This is a genomic window from Mycobacterium sp. 1274756.6 (assembly GCF_001668625.1).
GTDB lineage: Bacteria > Actinomycetota > Actinomycetes > Mycobacteriales > Mycobacteriaceae > Mycobacterium.
This window is the reverse complement of record NZ_LZLJ01000010.1, coordinates 1-16,885: the sequence shown is the minus strand read 5'-3', so window position 1 is coordinate 16,885 and position 16,885 is coordinate 1. Positions and strand designations below refer to the sequence as shown.

General features: G+C 71.3%; 19 protein-coding genes. 10 read left to right on the top strand and 9 right to left on the bottom strand.

The features are described 5' to 3' along the window. Window positions 1–607: MlaE family ABC transporter permease (locus tag A5643_RS01420; RefSeq protein ID WP_066851244.1), on the bottom strand; the 607-nt coding region annotated here is incomplete at its 3' end. A gap of 352 nt (window positions 608–959) precedes the next feature. Between A5643_RS01420 and A5643_RS01415 the strand changes: the two genes are divergently transcribed. The 3 genes from A5643_RS01415 to A5643_RS01405 all read left to right on the top strand — a co-directional run bounded on the left by A5643_RS01415 (window position 960) and on the right by A5643_RS01405 (window position 3,130). Then, window positions 960–1,556, top strand: coding sequence for a hypothetical protein (locus A5643_RS01415; RefSeq protein WP_066851248.1), 597 nt, complete (start codon window positions 960–962; stop codon window positions 1,554–1,556). Between the two features lie 154 nt (window positions 1,557–1,710). Next, window positions 1,711–2,403, top strand: a complete 693-nt coding sequence (locus tag A5643_RS01410; protein ID WP_156628429.1) for an Rv1363c family protein — start codon at window positions 1,711–1,713, stop codon at window positions 2,401–2,403. 25 nt (window positions 2,404–2,428) lie between these two features. Beyond that, entirely contained in the window at window positions 2,429–3,130 is a 702-nt protein-coding gene (locus A5643_RS01405) for a YoaK family protein (protein ID WP_066851243.1), read from the top strand. On the opposite strand, the gene A5643_RS01400 is transcribed toward A5643_RS01405, so the two are convergent. From A5643_RS01400 to A5643_RS01380, 5 genes are all read right to left on the bottom strand, one after another. Next, on the bottom strand, window positions 3,123–4,157 hold the full coding sequence (locus tag A5643_RS01400) for a phosphodiester glycosidase family protein (RefSeq protein ID WP_066851246.1): 1,035 nt from the start codon (window positions 4,155–4,157) through the stop codon (window positions 3,123–3,125). The genes A5643_RS01405 and A5643_RS01400 overlap by 8 nt on opposite strands. A gap of 198 nt (window positions 4,158–4,355) precedes the next feature. Beyond that, the gene (locus tag A5643_RS01395) at window positions 4,356–6,362 is read right to left on the bottom strand and encodes a YhgE/Pip domain-containing protein (protein ID WP_066851242.1); all 2,007 of its coding nucleotides are present in this window, start codon (window positions 6,360–6,362) and stop codon (window positions 4,356–4,358) included. A gap of 2 nt (window positions 6,363–6,364) precedes the next feature. Next, a complete protein-coding gene (locus tag A5643_RS01390; protein WP_082948654.1) occupies window positions 6,365–7,024 on the bottom strand; it encodes an ATP-binding cassette domain-containing protein in 660 nt (219 codons plus the stop codon). A 91-nt stretch (window positions 7,025–7,115) separates the two neighbouring features. After that, window positions 7,116–7,841 (bottom strand): pirin family protein, encoded by a 726-nt coding sequence (locus A5643_RS01385; RefSeq protein ID WP_066851240.1) that lies wholly within the window; start codon window positions 7,839–7,841, stop codon window positions 7,116–7,118. A 37-nt stretch (window positions 7,842–7,878) separates the two neighbouring features. Beyond that, a complete protein-coding gene (locus A5643_RS01380; RefSeq protein WP_066851239.1) occupies window positions 7,879–9,003 on the bottom strand; it encodes an NDMA-dependent alcohol dehydrogenase in 1,125 nt (374 codons plus the stop codon). Window positions 9,004–9,169: 166 nt separating this feature from the next. Here A5643_RS01380 and A5643_RS01375 point away from each other — a divergent pair, with 166 nt between their 5' ends. The 3 genes from A5643_RS01375 to A5643_RS01365 all read left to right on the top strand — a co-directional run bounded on the left by A5643_RS01375 (window position 9,170) and on the right by A5643_RS01365 (window position 11,365). Next, a complete protein-coding gene (locus tag A5643_RS01375; protein WP_066851238.1) occupies window positions 9,170–10,021 on the top strand; it encodes an alpha/beta hydrolase in 852 nt (283 codons plus the stop codon). Window positions 10,022–10,109: 88 nt separating this feature from the next. Continuing rightward, the gene (locus A5643_RS01370; RefSeq protein ID WP_066851237.1) at window positions 10,110–10,856 is read left to right on the top strand and encodes a DUF2786 domain-containing protein; all 747 of its coding nucleotides are present in this window, start codon (window positions 10,110–10,112) and stop codon (window positions 10,854–10,856) included. Then, entirely contained in the window at window positions 10,853–11,365 is a 513-nt protein-coding gene (locus tag A5643_RS01365; RefSeq protein WP_066851236.1) for a TIGR04338 family metallohydrolase, read from the top strand. The genes A5643_RS01370 and A5643_RS01365 overlap by 4 nt, the downstream gene beginning before the upstream one ends. A 13-nt stretch (window positions 11,366–11,378) precedes the next feature. Here A5643_RS01365 and mymT read toward each other — a convergent pair whose 3' ends face one another. Next, entirely contained in the window at window positions 11,379–11,528 is a 150-nt protein-coding gene (mymT, locus tag A5643_RS01360) for a copper-binding metallothionein MymT (protein WP_066851235.1), read from the bottom strand. A 74-nt stretch (window positions 11,529–11,602) separates the two neighbouring features. Here mymT and A5643_RS01355 point away from each other — a divergent pair, with 74 nt between their 5' ends. Then, the gene (locus A5643_RS01355; protein ID WP_082948653.1) at window positions 11,603–12,283 is read left to right on the top strand and encodes an O-methyltransferase; all 681 of its coding nucleotides are present in this window, start codon (window positions 11,603–11,605) and stop codon (window positions 12,281–12,283) included. Here A5643_RS01355 and A5643_RS01350 read toward each other — a convergent pair. Together A5643_RS01350 and ilvD are read right to left on the bottom strand one after the other, a co-directional pair. After that, the gene (locus A5643_RS01350; RefSeq protein ID WP_066851233.1) at window positions 12,280–13,299 is read right to left on the bottom strand and encodes an NAD(P)H-dependent flavin oxidoreductase; all 1,020 of its coding nucleotides are present in this window, start codon (window positions 13,297–13,299) and stop codon (window positions 12,280–12,282) included. The genes A5643_RS01355 and A5643_RS01350 overlap by 4 nt on opposite strands. A gap of 29 nt (window positions 13,300–13,328) precedes the next feature. Beyond that, complete coding sequence (gene ilvD / locus A5643_RS01345) at window positions 13,329–15,035, bottom strand: dihydroxy-acid dehydratase (RefSeq protein ID WP_066851232.1); 1,707 nt, start codon at window positions 15,033–15,035, stop codon at window positions 13,329–13,331. Window positions 15,036–15,115: 80 nt separating this feature from the next. Here ilvD and A5643_RS01340 point away from each other — a divergent pair, with 80 nt between their 5' ends. The 3 genes from A5643_RS01340 to A5643_RS01330 form a co-directional block, all read left to right on the top strand. Continuing rightward, the gene (locus tag A5643_RS01340; RefSeq protein WP_066851245.1) at window positions 15,116–15,721 is read left to right on the top strand and encodes a DUF305 domain-containing protein; all 606 of its coding nucleotides are present in this window, start codon (window positions 15,116–15,118) and stop codon (window positions 15,719–15,721) included. Continuing rightward, window positions 15,722–16,012, top strand: a complete 291-nt coding sequence (gene ricR / locus A5643_RS17965; RefSeq protein WP_066851231.1) for a copper-sensing transcriptional repressor RicR — start codon at window positions 15,722–15,724, stop codon at window positions 16,010–16,012. A gap of 63 nt (window positions 16,013–16,075) precedes the next feature. Next, window positions 16,076–16,885, top strand: an 810-nt coding sequence (locus tag A5643_RS01330; protein ID WP_066851230.1) for an MFS transporter, incomplete at its 3' end; no start/stop codon positions are given.

Here is a 16,885-nt window from a genome sequence, read left to right as displayed (position 1 = left end):
CGCCGTGCTGGAAATAGACGTTGAACAGGTAGCTCGCCAAAAACCCGACAAAGCTGGTGATGCCGGTCAGGGCGACACCGATCATGATCGAGGCGGCGAAGCGCGGCACCACCAGCCGCCGGATCACCGAGACGCCCATGACCTCCATCGCGTCGGTCTCTTCCCGCATGGTGCGCGAGCCGAGGTCGGCGGTGATCGCCGATCCGACGGCGGAGGCCATCAGCACCGCGGCCACCAGTGAGGCCGCCTGCCGGATGACCGCCAAACCGCTGGCCGCGCCGGCCAGCGACGTCGCACCGACCTGGTTGGCCAGCAGCGCGAACTGGATCGACAGCGTCACCCCGATCGGCACTGCCATCAGGATCGTGGGCAGCACCGCGGTGCCGGCCATGAAGGCGCCCTGCCGGACGAACTCGCCCCACTGGAACCGGTTGGTGAACAGGTCGATGAAGAAGTACTGGATGGTGCGCGCCCCCAGGACGCACTGCTGGCCGACGGTGGTGAGCGAGGCCAGCGGGTGCCGGCGGACATAACCGGCGGCCCAATCCTCGATCGCGGCCGTGCCTTCGGGCCGGGTTTGGGAGGTCTCGTCAACGGGAACGCTCATGCTGACTTTCTCCCTGGGTAGCGGATCGGCGACACCGGTTTCGGCGCGATGGTGAGGCGATTCACCGCCGGTATGGTAGCCAGCAAACTGACTCTTGGGTAGGTTTCGGCGATTACCGTACCCGATTTCGACAAATCGCTGCCGCGGAGGTGGGCTCTCCCGCGACCGGGCGGCGCCGCGGCCTCGCCGCACGCTTTGCTCATGGCGGTCATGATGACCCATGGCAGGACCCGGGCGGCGTGGTTTCAGGCAATGATCAGCCGGGATCGGCCGGGATGCCGATTCCGGTGAGCCGCGCGGCGTCTTTCGGGGATACTGCTCGGGTCAGGCAGGGCGGTTCAGGAGGATGCAGATGGGCCCGAACGCAGTGAAGCGCCGCGTGGCGGTCCTGGCCGCGGCGCTGCTGGCCGGCGCCGTCGCGCTGGCCGGTCCGGCCGCCGCCGACGCCGACCAGGTGCCCCCGCCGTTGCCGGTGTTCACCCCCGGGCCCACCGACTGGAAACCCAACTTCGACATCTGGCCCTACAGCACCTTCACCTATCAGGTGACCCCCGAGATGATCAGCGGCATGTCCGACTCCTGCCAGTGGTTCAACGCCCAATACGACCAATTGATGGGCCAGATCAACGATTTCAACAACAACCTCGCCGGGCATCGCGATGACTACGGTGCGGTCGGCGCGCAGGCCGACGCCGTCGTCGCCAACATCGACCAGTCGACCGGGTTCCTCGCGCCGCGCCTGCAACCGCTGACGATCCGCAACACGCCGGACAACTTCGGTCCGTACTCGCCGATCTACGGCGGGGAATACATCACCAAGACGATGTTCCAGCTGACCCGGGTCAGTGAGAACATCAAACAGCGCAAGCCGTCGGGGGTGGCGCACGCCAACATCGTGCACGCCACCGGGTGGGGCGACGCCCTGAAGTCGTCCGGAGCGTGCCACTAGCCCCAGCCACGGCGGGTAGGGTGGCCTACTCAGATCCAGGCCGGCACCGATCGGCGGAACGAGTCGTTTGCCCGAACGTCCGGTCACCCCGGTGGGGTGCGGACGGTTGTGAAGGGGAAGCGGTTGTGAAGGGGTTCATGAAGGGTTGTTCAGGGTGAGCACCGCAAAGGCGAACACCGATAAGGCAAACAAGGCGAACGCCGCCGACCCGGCCGCTGAAGACGCGACCGAGTCGACCGAGCGGGGCGCCACCGAGATCACCGAGTCGGCCGGCGCCGAGGTCACCGAGGCCAGCGAGGCGGCTGAGACGGCGGCCGCGGACTACCCCGATCTGGATCCGAAGACCTGGACGACGGCGCCGGCCAAGCGGGGCCCGTCGCGGCTCGCCCTGGGCATCGGGATCGGGGTGGCGGCGGCGCTGCTCGCCGGGATCGGGGTGGAGGGCTGGTTCGTCTACCAGCGGCACGTGGTGGACACCGCCGCCAGCGAGGCCCTGGAGGCGGCCAAGGAGTTCACCGTGACGTTGGCCAACGTGGACCCCGAGCGCATCGACCGGACGTTCACCGACGTGCTCGACGGTTCCACCGGCACCTTCCACGACCTCTACAGCCAGTCCAGTGAGCAACTGCGCGAGGCGCTGATCGCGAACGCGGCCGCCGCGCACGGCACCGTCATCGACGCCGCGGTGAAGTCGGCCGCCAAGGACCGGGTGGAGGTGATGTTGTTCGTCGACCAGTCGGTGCGCAACAACAAGCTGCCGCAGGTGCAGCTGGACCGCAGCCGCATCGTGTTGACCATGGAGAAGGTGGACGGGCGCTGGCTGGCCAGCGACGTCGAGCACCCGTGACCGCCGGCTGAGAGACCGCGCGCCGATGGCGATCAGCTCACCGGTTCCGCGGCGCCACACGGTGGCGGCGCTGCTGATGCTGACCTTCGCCACCGGCCTGATCGACGCGATCAGCGTCCTGGTGCTCGGGCACGTCTTCGTGGCCAACATGACCGGTAACGCGATCTTCCTGGGCTTTCTGTTCGTGCCGAACTCGACCATCTCGCTCAGCGGCGCCGTGGTGGCGGTCGCGGGCTTCCTCGTCGGCGCGATCGTCGGCGGGCGGCTGGTGCGCCGGTTCGGCGACCGGGCGCGCACCTGGCTCACCGTCGCGCTGACGGTCGAGATCGCGATGCTGGCCGGACTGGCCGCGCTGGCCGGCGCGGGAGTGCTGCGCTACCACGACCAGACCACGCTGATCCTGGTCGCCGGGCTGGCCGCCGCGTTCGGGCTGCAGAACTGCACCGCCCGCCAATTCGGGATCTCCGAGCTGTACACCACCGTGCTCACCTCGACGATCGTGGGCATCGGGCTGGACTCGCGGCTGGCCGGCGGCACCGGGGCGCGGGAAAAGCTGCGCTACAGCGTGGTGGCGGCCATGTGCGGGGGCGCGGTGGTCGGCGCGACCCTGTCCCGGTGGATGGTCGCGCCGGTGATCGCGTTGACCGCGGCGGTGGTGGCGGTGAGCATGCTGCTCTTCCGGCACGGCCCGACCGCCCAGGAGCCACCGACGGCTGACGTCAGTTGAACGCCAGCCAGCTGGGCAGCGCGCGTTCGCGGGAGTCGCAGAGCACCTCGCGGGTGTCGCAGGAGCCCTTCGGGACTCCGGCGCCCGCCCACATCCCGCCGGTGTCGCGGCGCAGCACGATCGCCGAGGACCCGCCGCCGTCGAGCAGCACCGCGTTGTCACTGCCCAAGGCGCGGAACAGGTCCTGGATGTTGTCCGGGGTGTAGCTGCCGCCCTGGAATACGTACATCTCATCCTTGGCGCGCGAGTAGGCCAGCGCGGTGCGCGCCGCGCTCGGCCCGCCGTCGTTGAGTTGACCGGTGTGGCCGGGCGCGAGCAGTCCCAGCCCGCTGACCGCCACGAACCGGGCGCCCTTGTTCACCAGGTCGGTGACCAGCGGGCCGGCGGCGTCGTAGTCCCCGCCGTCCCGGCCGCCCTTGGGCCACACCACATACGGGGCGCCTCCGGTGGGCAGGATCATCGTCGCCAGCGTGGACCAGTGCTCGCCGCCGCCGGACAGGCCCTGCTTGCCCGCATACGGGATGGTGCCGGTCACCGCCATGTTGGCCCGGCCCTGCCCGCGGGTGTTGTCCACCCAGACGCCCAGCGGGGAACTGCACCCGGTGCTGCGCCAGGAGCCGCCCTTCTGGCCGCGCACGTCGAAGAAGTTCGCGTTGATCGCGATCGTCGGCTTGCCCAGCGCCTGCCAGGCCTGCAGCGGCGAATAGATCTCGGAGGCCTGCCAGAGCCCCTCGCTGGTGCGGGCGCGGGGGTCGCGTTCACAGCGGGCCTGGGCGCCCTGGTGGCTGTCGACGAGCAGATGCGGCGAAAGGCGTTGGGCCGCCGACTTGATCGTCATCAGGTGTCCGCCGTTGTTCATCTCATACCAGCGGCCGGAGGCGTCGAGCATCGGGGCGGGGTGCCCGCTGCCGAAGTTGTAGACCAGGTAGGCGCCGCGGGTGTTGGCGATCGCGGCCTCCAGCAGGTCCCGGCCGTCGGCGCGGGCCACCGGGGCGCTCAGCGCGCCGGCGAGCACCGCGCACAACATCGCGGCCAGGCCGGTCAGCGCGCGCCGGGACAGTGCTGAGGTCGGCACGGATCGCCCTCTCCCGGAACATTGATCGAAACAACAGAAACTGAAAACGCAGAAACCACGATAGCCACATTGACAACACTGTCAACATAAATAACGGCCGTATACCGTTTCGATCACACCGCAATCACGGTCGGGCGCTTGGAGTTTCGCTCACACCTCGATCGGCGGGTGGAGGCGCTCCATGGTGTACTGCCTGCCGCGGCGGGCGGCGATGGAGCTGGCCGCCAACGAGACCACCAGGATCCCGGTGAGCACCGCGACGGAGAACCAGAGTCGCGAATCGATACCGCCGACGGTCAGCTCGCGCAACCCGTCGACCGCGTAGGTCATCGGGTCGAACGGGTGCAGGATCTGGAACGGCCGCGCGGTGGTCTCCACCGGGTACACCCCGCCGGAGGACACCAGCTGGAACATCAGGAACGCCAACGTCACCACGCGGCCGACGGCCACCCCGAAGACCGCGTTGAACGCCTGGATCAGCGCCAGGAACGACGCCCCGACCAGTAGCAGGAACGCCACCGTGCCCAGCGGGTACTTCGCGTCGAGCCCGACACCGAAGTGCACCACCGTATACATCAGGGTCACCTGGCAGGCCACCAGCAGCAGCGCCGGCCAGTAGGAGGCCAGCACCACCCGCAGCGGACTGAGCCCGCTGACGATCGCGCGGGCCTGCAGCGGAGTGAGCAGCATCCAGATGATCAGGGCACCGATGAACAGCGCCAGCGGCAGGAAGAACGGCGCGAAACCGGTGCCGAAGGTGGCGGCGTGGTTGGTGAAGTCCAGGTCCACGCCGACCGGGCTGGCCACGGTCTGGGCGACCTCGTCGCGCTGTTTGTCGGTCCAGGTCGGCAATTGGTCGGCGCCGGTCTGCAGCCCGTCGGCCAGTTCGGCGGCCCCGTCGCGCAACTGCGCTGTCCCGTCGGCGAGTTGGTCGGCGCCGTCGGCCAGCTGGAAACTGCCGTCGGTCAGCTGCACCAGCCCGTCGCTGAGCTGCTGCGCCCCGGCGTTGAGTTGTGCTGCGCCGCTGCGCAACTGGATCACGTCGGACTTGAGCCCGCCGTTGACGGCCTTGGTGAGAAACTGCCGGAACTTGCTGTCCGGGTTGATCAGTTCGCTCTCCAGGCGCTGGGCGTCGGCGCGCAACCGGTTGAGCCCCTCGTCGGTGGCCGGGTCAATGCCGCGCTGGGCCATCAGCCGCTGCGCGCCCGACAGGGTCTTGCCCAGCTGGTCCAGGGTGGGATCGGGGTTGCCGATCAGCGCGCCGGCCACCTGGTCGACGATGGCCGAGGCCTGCACGTAGTCGATGCCCAGGCCGGCGACCCGGTCGGCGGCGGTGCGGATCGAGCGGCCCAGGTGTGCGGCGGTCTCGCCCACCGCGACCGGGTCCAGGCCCAGACCTTCGACGCTGTCGAGGACGTCGACCAGCGGCGCGGTCGCCGCCTCGATCCCGGTGGTCAACTGGTTGACCCCGGCCGCCAGGGTGGCCGACCCGTCCCGGGCGGTCACCATGTTCGCCGCCAGGGTGTGCGCACCGTCGGCGAGTTCGGTGGCGCCGGAGTTGGCGGTGACCAGCCCGTCGTGCAGCTGCCCGGCGCCGTCGGCGGCCTTCTTGATCCCCGCGCCGGAATCGGTCAGCTCGCCCAGCGCGGCGCCGATCACCTGGGTGCCCACGCCGGCGCTGACCTGGTTGAGCACCTCCCGCGCGGCGTTCTGGCCCATGATCGAGGCCAGGTAGCTGTTGGCGTCGTTGAACTGGAACTGGATCTGCGCCTTGTGCGGGTTGTCGCTGGTCGGGGAGGCGATGGCGGCGCTGAAGTCACGCGGCAGGGTGATCGAGAAGTAGTAGTCGCCGCGGGCCACACCGGCGGCGGCCTCGGCGGCCGACACCTGGTGCAGGTCGAGCTCCCCGGAGTCGACGAGCTGGCGGGCCACGTCGTCGCCGGCCGTCAGCGTGCGGTCCTGGACGGTGGCGCCCTGGTCCTCGTTGACCAGCGCCACCGGCACCTTGTCGACCGCGGCGAACGGGTTCCAGAACGCCCACAGGTACATCGCGCCGTAGAGCAGCGGCAACACGATGATGGTGAGCAGCGCGACCCGCGGCATCACGCCGCGCGCGTAGCGCTTGACGTCGGTGCCCAAGGACATCCCGGCAAGCATGGTCAGTCACGGCCTTTCTGCGCAGTGGCGGCGAGCTCGGCGTGCGAGAGATTCTCGACGTGCAGCTGGGCGCGCACGCCCAGCTCGTCGGGGATGGGGTTGGCCGAGGAGGTGATCACGGTCTGCTCCTCCCCGAGCGCGACCAGCCGGCGCACCAGCTCGTCGTGGTTGCGCAGGCTGGTCACCTGGTCGAGGCTGCCGACGATCAGCATCGGCAGCCGATGGGTGTTGGCCAGGGCGATCCGCAGCAGCAGCCCGTCGAGCTCGGTGAGTTGTTCGACGTACTCGTCGATGCCGGGCAGCGGCAGCGGGCCGAACACCGGCCGGCACACCGCCTCCAGGTCGGCCTGATCGGCCCGCCGGATCAGCCGGTACCAGGGGGCGTTCCAGCGCAGCTGCTCGGTGATCAGGTCGCCGACCCGCACCGATTCGGCCACCGTGTCGATCTGCTCGATACCGGCCAGCGCGCTGAGCGCGAAGATGTCCTTCGCCGAGGTGCGGTCGAGCACGGTCAACGACCCCGACCCCGGGCGCATCCGACCGGCCAGCGTCATCAGCAGCGCGGTGCGCCCGGTCCCGGCGGTCCCGATCAGCGCGGTGACCCCGCCGCGCTCGATATCGAGGTCGATGGGTCCGTAGACCGGGCCCCACGGGCCGCTCATCGTGATACCCCGGGCCACCACGGCCGGGGGCTGCGGATCTTCGCTCACCGCGCGCTCCTCGTCATCTCGCGTTCTCCCGCGCCGGCGCGGGCTAATCGCCCAGGCCGGCGCGCATCTCCCACACCAGGATCTCGGCGTCGGCGTCGGCGGTGACCGGGCCGGGTGCGGCCGCGGTGGCCCGCAGCGCGTCCCCGGCCTCGAGCGTGCCGACATCGGCTACCTTGGCACATCCGCGGGTCACGTAGAGGTGCAGGTAGCGGGCATCGGGCAGGACGACGGCGCGGCCGGGGCGCAGCCGCGCGGCGTGCAGGGCGACATTGCGGTTTCCGATCGTGATGGCACCCGGCCGGTCGGGCAGCCCGGAGGCGATCGGCACCAGGTCACCGCCGCGCAGCGCGTCGTCGACCTCGGCCTGCTGGTACCCGGGAGGGCCGCCGGCCCGGTCGGGCAGCACCCACATCTGCACGAAGTGCACCGGGGTCCGGGACGACTCGTTGCGCTCGGAGTGCTCGATGCCGGCGCCGGCGGACATCCGCTGCGCCAGCCCCGGATAGATCACCCCGGCGTTGCCCAGCGAATCCCGGTGCGAGAGTTCCCCGGCGAGCACCCAGGTCAGGATCTCCATGTCCCGGTGCGGGTGGGTGTCGTAGCCGGAATCGGGGGCGACGACGTCCTCGTTGTGCACCAGCAGCACCCCGTGGTGGGTGTTGCCCGGGTCGTAGTAGTCGCCGAACGAGAAGGAATGCGTCGAGGTCAGCCAGGGGGTTTGGGTGACGGTGCGGTCCGCGGCGCGTCGGACCTCGACGGGGGCGGTCATCGCCTCAGGGTACTGGGGTGACCGGCCGGGCCGGCTGTTACCAGTCGGACTCGTCGAAGGTGATCACACCGCGGATGGTCGTGCCGTCGAGCATGTCCTGGTAGCCCTCGTTGATGTCCTCGAGCTTGTAGGTCTTGGTCACCATCTCGTCGACCTTGAGCAGCCCGGATTTGTACAGCCCGACCAGCCGCGGCGTCTCGACGTGCGAGTTGCCGCCACCGAAGATGTTGCCCTTCAGCGTCTTCTGCAACATGGTGAACAGGAACAGGTTGAGTTTGACGTCGGCGTCGGTCATCGCGCCCATGCCGGTCACCACGCAGGTGCCGGTCTTGGCGGTCAGCGTCATCGCCTCCTCGAGCATCTCGCCGCGCATCTCGCCGACCGCGATGATGGTCTTCTGCGCCATGATGCCCCAGGTCAGCTCCATCACCGGGGCGATGGCCTCGGCCATCGACGGGTAGACGTGGGTGGCGCCGAACTTGATCGCCTGCTCGCGCTTGTACTCCACCGGGTCGATGGCGATCACGTGCCGCGCCCCGGCGAGCACCGCGCCCTGCAGGGCGCTCATCCCGATCCCGCCGACCCCGACGATGATCACCGACTCGCCGGGCTGCACCTCGGCGACGTTGGTGGCCGAGCCGAACCCGGTGGGCACCGCGCAGCCCATGATCGCGGCGGACTCGAACGGCACGTCCGGGTCGATCTTGACCACCGAGTCCTTGTGCACGGTCATGTACGGCGCGAAGGTGCCCAGCAGGTTCATCGGGGAGACGCCGTGCGAACCGGCGTGGATGCGGTGGGTGTCGTCGGCGATGGCCTTGCCGCCGAGCAGCACCGCGCCGCGGTCACACAGCGAGCGGAAGCCCTTCAGGCACGGCGGACAGGCGCCGCAGGCCGGGATGAACGCCAGGATGACGTGGTCGCCCTCCTCGATCCCGGTCACGTTCTTGCCGACCTTGGTCACCACGCCGGCGCCCTCGTGGCCGCCCAGGGCGGGCAGGCCGATCGGGGTGGCGCCGGTGGTCAGGTGATAGTCGGAATGGCACATGCCCGCGGCGTGCATCCGGATCTGAACCTCGTCGGCGACCGGGTCACCCAGTTCGATCTCGTCGACCCGGAACCCCGAGTTCAGCTCCCACAGCAGCGCGCCCTTGGTTTTCATGACCCGCGATCATGCCACTTCTGCGGAACACGTTCCAACTGCGGGTTCCCCGCCCGTTGTGACCTGCGTCAACATCCGGCTACGAGGTCTCGTGCGCCACGTTTTCCTCCCCAGCCGCGGCGGCGGCCTGCCGCAGCGACCGCGGCCGGCGACTACGCTGCCCGTGATGACTACCCCCGGTGGACCCCGCCACGCGGAGCGGGCCTTCGACGGTGTCGGCGGTGTGCGGATCGTCTACGACACCTGGACCCCGCCGGGCCCACCGCGCGCGGCGGTGATCCTCTCCCACGGCTTCGGTGAGCACGCCCGCCGCTACGACCACGTGGCGGCCCGGTTCGCCGACGCCGGCTTCGTCACCTACGCACTCGACCACCGCGGCCATGGTCGCTCCGGCGGCCGGCGGGTCTACCTGCGTGATATCGGCGAGTACACCGGCGACTTCGCCACCCTGGTCGGCGTCGCCGCCACCGAGCACCCGAAACTGCCGCGGGTGGTGCTCGGGCACAGCATGGGCGGCGCGATCGTGTTCGGCTACGGCACCGATCACCCCGACGACTACACGCTGATGGTGCTGTCCGGGCCGGCGGTCGCCGCCCAGACCATGGTCCCGGCGGCGGTGGCGTTCGTCGGCAAACTGGCCGGGGCGCTGGCGCCGGCGCTGCCGGTGCAGGCGCTGGATTCCGCGCTGGTCTCCCGCGACCCGGCGGTGGTGGCCGCCTACGACGCCGACCCGCTGGTGCACCACGGCAAGGTCCCGGCGGGCGTGGCGCGGGCGCTGTTGCTGGTCGGCGAGAGCATGCCGCAGCGGGCGTCGGCGCTGGCCTGTCCGCTGCTGGTGGTGCACGGCGGCGAGGACGGCCTGGTGCCGGTGGCGGGCAGCCGCGAGCTGGTCGCGCAGGTCGGCTCCACCGACGTCTGCCTGGAGGTCTACCCGGGGCTGTTCCACGAGGTGTTCAACGAGCCGGAGGGCGATCGGGTGCTCGACGACGTGACGGCCTGGCTCGGCGCGCGGCTCTGAGCGCTGTCGGTGTCCGCGCCTACCTTGACCGTGGTGACAGCGTGCCGCGGCGCCCGCCGCGGGCGGACCGGAGAGTTGAGGTGAGGCCGTGAGCGAGGACAAGATGCTGGCGCGGATCGCGGCGCTGCTGCGGCAGGCCGAGGGCACCGACAACCCGCATGAGGCCGAGGCGTTCATGGCCGCCGCGCAACGGCTGGCCACCGCGACCTCCATCGATCTGGCGGTCGCCCGCAGCCACGCCGACCGGCGCTCCCCGGCCCAGGCCCCCGTGCAGCGCACGATCACGATCGGAGCCGCGGGCACCAAGGGGCTGCGCACCTATGTGCAGCTGTTCGTGGTGATCGCCGCCGCCAACGACGTGCGCTGCGATGTGGCCGCCAACTCCACCTTCGTCCACGCCTACGGCTTCGCCGAGGACATCGACGCCACCCACGCGCTCTACGCCGGCCTGGTGGTGCAGATGGTCCGGGCGTCCGACGCCTACATCGCCTCCGGGGCGCACCGCCCGACCGCGACCATCACCGCCCGGCTGAACTTCCAACTGGCGTTCGGCGCCCGGATCGGTCAGCGCCTCAGCGAGGCGCGCGACCAGGTCCGCCGCGAGGCGGCGCAGGACCGTGGCGCGCCCGGCACCGCCGTGGCGCTGCGCAACAAGGACGTGGAACTCGGCGACTTCTACCAGCGCGCCTCGCAGGCCCGCGGGGTGTGGCGGGCCAGCCGGGCGTCGGCGGGGTACTCCTCGGCGGCGCGGCGGGCCGGTGACCGGGCGGGCCGCCGGGCGCGGCTGGGGCCCAGCCCCGAGCTGTCGTCGGCGCGCGCCGCGCTGGACCGGTGAGCGCCCGGGATTCGCAGCGCGCCAAGGTCTACGCGGCCGAGGAGTTCGTGCGCACGGTCTTCGACCGCGCCGCCGCGCGGGGCTCGCGGACCGTGGAGTTCTTCGGGGCCAACCTCACCCTGCCGCCGGAGGCGCGGTTCGGCTCGGTCGCGGCGGTACAGGCCTACGTCGATGAGGTGCTGGCGCTGCCCGCGGTGCGCGAGCAGTGGCCCGACCCCGGCCCGCTGACGGTGCGGGAACGCCGGGGGGTGGCGGCGGCGCACTACGAGAAGGCGCACGACGAACAGCGGGCGGGGACCGCGGTGGTCGCGGTCCCCGCCCGGGGTGGCGCGAACTGGGCGATGCGCGAGTTGGTGGTGCTCCACGAACTGGCCCATCACCTGTGTGCGGCCGACCCGCCGCACGGCCCCCGGTTCGTGGCGACGTTGTGCACGCTCGCCGCGCTGGTCATGGGGCCGGAAGTCGGGCACGTGCTGCGGGTGGTCTACGCCCGCGAGGGCGTGTCCTGACGCCGGCGGTGGCTCAGCCCTGAACCGGGACCAGGTCCGCGCCGCAGGTGCAGCGGTAGGCCTGGCCGGTGCCGGAGCAGTTGCACGGAACCTCGATCCGCACGCGGCATCCGCAGCCCTCGTGGGTACACGTCAGTACTGTGCCCGCCTCGTTGTTCGCCATGATCTCTCCTTCCGATCGGGATCTGTCCCGCCCACCGTATACCCCATACGGGTATCGGGTAAAGGGTTAGCGGGATGCAATCGCGAGCGGCGCCTACGCTGGAGGACGTGAGCCACGACCCCGCCGCCGCCGACGAACTGCTGGACCGGCTGCTCCTCGACGACGACCCGACGATGACCACCGTCCTGCAGGAGAGCGCCGCCGCGGGGCTGCCGCCGATCGCGGTCTCCGCCCAGCAGGGCAAATTCCTGACCCTGCTGGCCCGCGCCGTCGGCGCCCGCCGGATCCTCGAAGTGGGCACCCTCGGCGGCTACAGCACGATCTGGCTGGCCCGCGGCGCGGGCGACGGCGGTGCGGTGGTCAGCCTGGAGTACGAGCCGAAACACGCCGAAGTGGCCCGGGCGAACCTCGACCGCGCCGGCGTCGGCGACCGCGTCGAGGTGATCGTCGGCGCCGCGGTCGAGACGCTGCCCACCCTCACCGGACCCTTCGACCTGGTGTTCATCGACGCCGACAAGGAGAACAACGGCACCTACCTGCGGTGGGCGGTCGAGTTGGGCCGGCCCGGCACCGTCATCGTCGTCGACAACGTGATCCGCGACGGGCGCGTGCTGCACGACGAACCCGACGCGGCCGCCGCGGGCACCCTGGAGGCACTGCGACTGCTCGGCGAGGACCCGCGGCTCGACGCCGCGGCGCTGCAGACCGTCGGCGCCAAGGGCTGGGACGGGTTCGCCCTGGCGGTGGTCCGCTAACCGGCGTGCCGCGCCGGGTCCAGTTCGGCCACCGCCTGCGCCGCGGTGAGCACCCGATCGATGCGCAGGGCGGTCTGCCCGGCATACAGCGCGGTGTGTTCCAACGCGGCGTCGGGGTCCCCGGCCAGCGGCGGGACCGGGCTGAACAGCGGCACCGCGGGACGCTGGAGCCGGGGCACGATGCCGGCGGTGCGGTCGGCGAAGCGCGCCAGCACGGCGCTGCGGGCATTGAGCGCGGCGGGCAGCCGGCGCGGCGAGCCGTCCGGGCGGCACCAGCGTTCGGTGACCGCGTTGGGCACCACGCGGTGGCGCACCGGCCAGGTCAGCCCGAACAGCGTCGTCTCCACGGTGCGCTCGGCGTCGAGCACCCGGCTGCGGTAGCCGGGGTGGGCGCCGGACTCCGCGGTCAGCAGAAACCGGGTGCCCGCGACCACGCCGGCCGCGCCGGCCGCCAGGGCGGCCCGGGTGTCGGCGGCGGTGGCGATGCCGCCGGCCAGAAACACCGGCCGGCCGTCGGCGGCGGCCAGCGCGGTGGGCAAGAAATCCAGGGCGGTGCAGGTGCCCACCAGATGGCCGCCCGCCTCGCGGCCCTGGGCGATCAGCCCGTCGACACCCCAGCCGACGGCCGTGCGGGCCTCGGCCGCGGTGCCGACCATGCGCAGCACCACGATGCCGGCCGCGCGCAGCTGGGCCACCAGGTCGGTCAGGTTCGCGGTCGGGGCGCCGAAGGCCAGCACCACCACGTCGGCGCCGGCACGGATGCAGGCGCGGACGTGGGCGCGCCGCACGAACGGCATGAGCAGGTTCACCGCGACCGCCCGGCCGGGCGCGATCTCGCGGACGGCGCCGATCGCGGCCCGCAGCGCGGCGGGCGGAGCGATGCCCAGGGTGCCCAGCGCGCCGGCCCGCGCGACCGCGCCGACCAGGTGCGGGCCGGCGATGCCGCCGCCCATCCCGGCCTGCAGGATCGGGACGTCGATCTTGAAGCGGTCGGCGAGATCGGCACCGATAGCCATGCCGCCGAGCGTAGTCGGGGGCGGCGCGGTCAGCCGCAGATCGCGCCGGTCGCCGCGGACTGCACCAGCTTGCGGTACTTGGCCAGCACGCCGGTGGTGTAGCGCGCCGCGGGCGGGGTGTAGCCCTCGGCGCGCGCGGCGAACTCGTCGGCGTCGACCAGCACGTCGAGGGTGCCGTTGGCCACGTCCAGCCGGATCCGGTCACCGTCGCGCACGAACGCGATCGGGCCGGCGTCCACCGCCTCGGGGGCGACGTGCCCGACGCACAACCCGGTGGTGCCGCCGGAGAACCGCCCGTCGGTGAGCAGCAGCACGTCCTTGCCCAGCCCGGCGCCCTTGATCGCGCCGGTGATGGCCAGCATCTCCCGCATCCCCGGCCCGCCCTTGGGTCCCTCGTAGCGGATCACCACGGCGTCGCCGGCGGTGATGGTGCCGTCCTCCAGGGCATCCAGCGCCGCGCGCTCGCCGTCGAAGACCCGGGCGGTGCCCTCGATGACGTCGGTGTCGAAACCGGCGGACTTGACCACCGCCCCCTCCGGGGCCAGCGACCCGTGCAGGATGGTGATCCCGCCGCTGGGGTGGATCGGGTTGGTCAGCGCGTGCAGCACCTTGCCGTCGACGACCGGCGGGTTGAGTTCGGCGATGTTCTCGGCCATGGTCTGCCCGGTCACGGTGAGGCAGTCGCCGTGCAGCAGCCCGGCCTCCAGCAGCGTCTTGAGCATGACCGGCACCCCGCCGATCTTGTCGATGTCATACATCACGTGCGCCCCGAACGGCTTCACGTCGGCCAGGTGCGGCACCCGTGCGCCGATCCGGGAGAAATCGGCCAGGGTGAGGTCCACCTCGGCCTCGTGGGCGATCGCCAGCAGATGCAGCACCGCGTTGGTCGACCCGCCGAAGGCCATCACCACCGCGATCGCGTTCTCGAACGCCTCCTTGGTCAAGATGTCGCGGGCGGTGATGCCGCGGCGCAGCAATCCGACCACGGCGCGGCCGGAGGCCCGGGCGTAGCCGTCGCGGCGGCGGTCGGCCGACGGGGGAGAAGCGCTGCCGGGCAGCGACATCCCCAGCGCCTCGGCGGCGCTGGCCATGGTGTTGGCGGTGTACATGCCGCCGCAGGCGCCCTCGCCGGGGCAGATCGACCGCTCGATCACCTCGACGTCCTCCCGTGACATCAGCCCGCGCGAACAGGCGCCGACCGCCTCGAAGGCGTCGATGATCGTCACCTCGCGCTCGGTGCCGTCGGAGAGCTGGGCGTAGCCGGGCATGGTCGACCCGGCGTAGAGGAAGACCGCGGCCAGGTCCAGGCGGGCGGCGGCCATCAACATCCCGGGCAGGGACTTGTCGCAGCCGGCCAGCAGCACCGACCCGTCGAGGCGTTCGGCGCACATCACGGTCTCGACGCTGTCGGCGATGACCTCGCGGCTCACCAGCGAGAAGTGCATGCCCTCGTGGCCCATCGAGATGCCGTCGGAGACCGAGATGGTGCCGAACTCCAGCGGGTAACCGCCGCCCTCGAACACGCCTTCCTTGACCGCCTTGGCCAGCCGGTCCAGCGACAGGTTGCACGGGGTGATCTCGTTCCACGAGGAGGCCACCCCGATCTGGGGCTTGGCGAAGTCGTCGTCGTCCATCCCCACCGCGCGCAGCATCCCGCGGGCGGCGGTGCGTTCCAGTCCGTCGGTGACGTCGCGGCTACGGGGCTTGATGTCGGTGACCTTGCGGGTTGTGGTCATGGCGTTCAGTATGCCCGCGGCAAACAAGCCCGCCCAAATCCTTCAGATACCCCGACGGGGTATCGGGTATCATGATTTTCATGTTCGCCACCGACGCGCCCTGGGCGCCGATCCCCGTGCTCCTGACCGCCCTCGCCATCGGTCTGTCCGGCTGTTCCGGCACCGACAGCGAGCCGGCGTCGACGACCACGACCGGCAGCACGGTCGCCGCGACCTCGAGCGCCGAGCAGGCCGCCGAGCACAACGCGGCCGACATCGCGTTCGCCACCGACATGATCCCGCACCACGAGCAGGCGCTGACCCTGTCGGACCTGGTGCCCGAGCGTACCGACAACCCGGAGCTGGCCGCGCTCGCCGCGGACATCAAGGCCGCGCAGCAGCCGGAGATCGACACGCTGCAGCAGTACCTGCGGGACTGGGGGGCTCCCGAGCCCACCCACACCGACCACTCCGAGATGGCCGGCATGGTCGACGACGCCACCATGGAGAAGCTGAAGACCTTGAGCGGCAAGGACTTCGACGACCTGTGGCTGCAGTCGATGATCGACCACCACCGCGGTGCCGTGGACATGGCTCAGACCGAGATCGACGACGGCGTCAATCCGGACGCCAAGGCGTTGGCCGCCACCATCATCGACACCCAGCAGGCCGAGATCGACCAGATGACAACGATGTTGGGACACTAGATGAGCGCGCCACACGGCTATACGGCCGAGAAGGACGCCTACGCCAAGCGGCTGCGCCGCATCGAGGGCCAGGTGCGCGGCATCGCGCGGATGATCGACGAAGACAAGTACTGCATCGACATCCTCACCCAGATCAGCGCCGCCAACAGCGCGCTGCGCTCGGTGGCGTTGAACCTGCTCGATGAGCACCTGGGGCACTGCGTGACCCGCGCCGCCGCCGACGGCGGCCAGGAAGCCGAAGCCAAACTGGCCGAAGCCTCCGCGGCCATCGCCCGGTTGGTCCGCTCCTGATCCGGCGAACGGCTACCGTGGGGCCAGCGTGAACGGCACCCGAGGCCGTGCGCTCCCGACACCATGACAGCCGACCCCGCCCCCACTCGCGCCAGCCCGTGGACGGCGCGGCTCGTCATCCAGCTGGCGGTGCTGGCCGCCGCCGCCTTCACCTATGTCACCGCCGAGATCCTGCCGGTCGGCGCCCTGACCGCGATGTCGGACGACCTCGGGGTCAGCGAGGCGGTGATCGGCAGCCTGCTGGCCTGGTACGCCCTGGCCGCGGCGCTGGCCACGGTGCCGCTGGTGCGCTGGACCGCGCACTGGCCCCGCCGGCGCGCCCTGCTGCTCACCCTGGCGTCGCTGACCGTCTCGCAGACCATCTCGGCGCTGGCCCCCAACTTCGGGGTGCTGGTCGCCGGCCGGGCGCTGTGCGCGCTGACCCACGGGCTGCTGTGGGCGGTGCTCGCGCCGATCGCGATCCGGCTGGTCCCGCCCACCCACATCGGGCGGGCGACCACGGCCGTCTACGTCGGCTCCAGCCTGGGACTGGTGGTCGGCGTGCCGCTGATGGCCGGGATGAGCCTGACCGCGGGCTGGCGGGTGGCGGTGGGCTCGGTCGCGGTGGCCGCGGCGGCCGTGCTGGTCGCCGCCCGCAAGGTGCTGCCGCCGCTGCCGCTCACCGCCGACCAGCGGGCCGTCGTGGCGTCGGGGATGCGCCACCACCGCAACCCGCGGCTGCTGACGATCTGCGCGCTGACCCTGATCGTGGTGATCGCGCACTTCATCTCCTACACCTACATCCTGACGATCATCGGCGACGTGGTCGGCGTGCACGACCCGCATCGGGTGTCCTGGCTGCTGGCCGGCTACGGGGTGGTCGGGGTGGTGGCG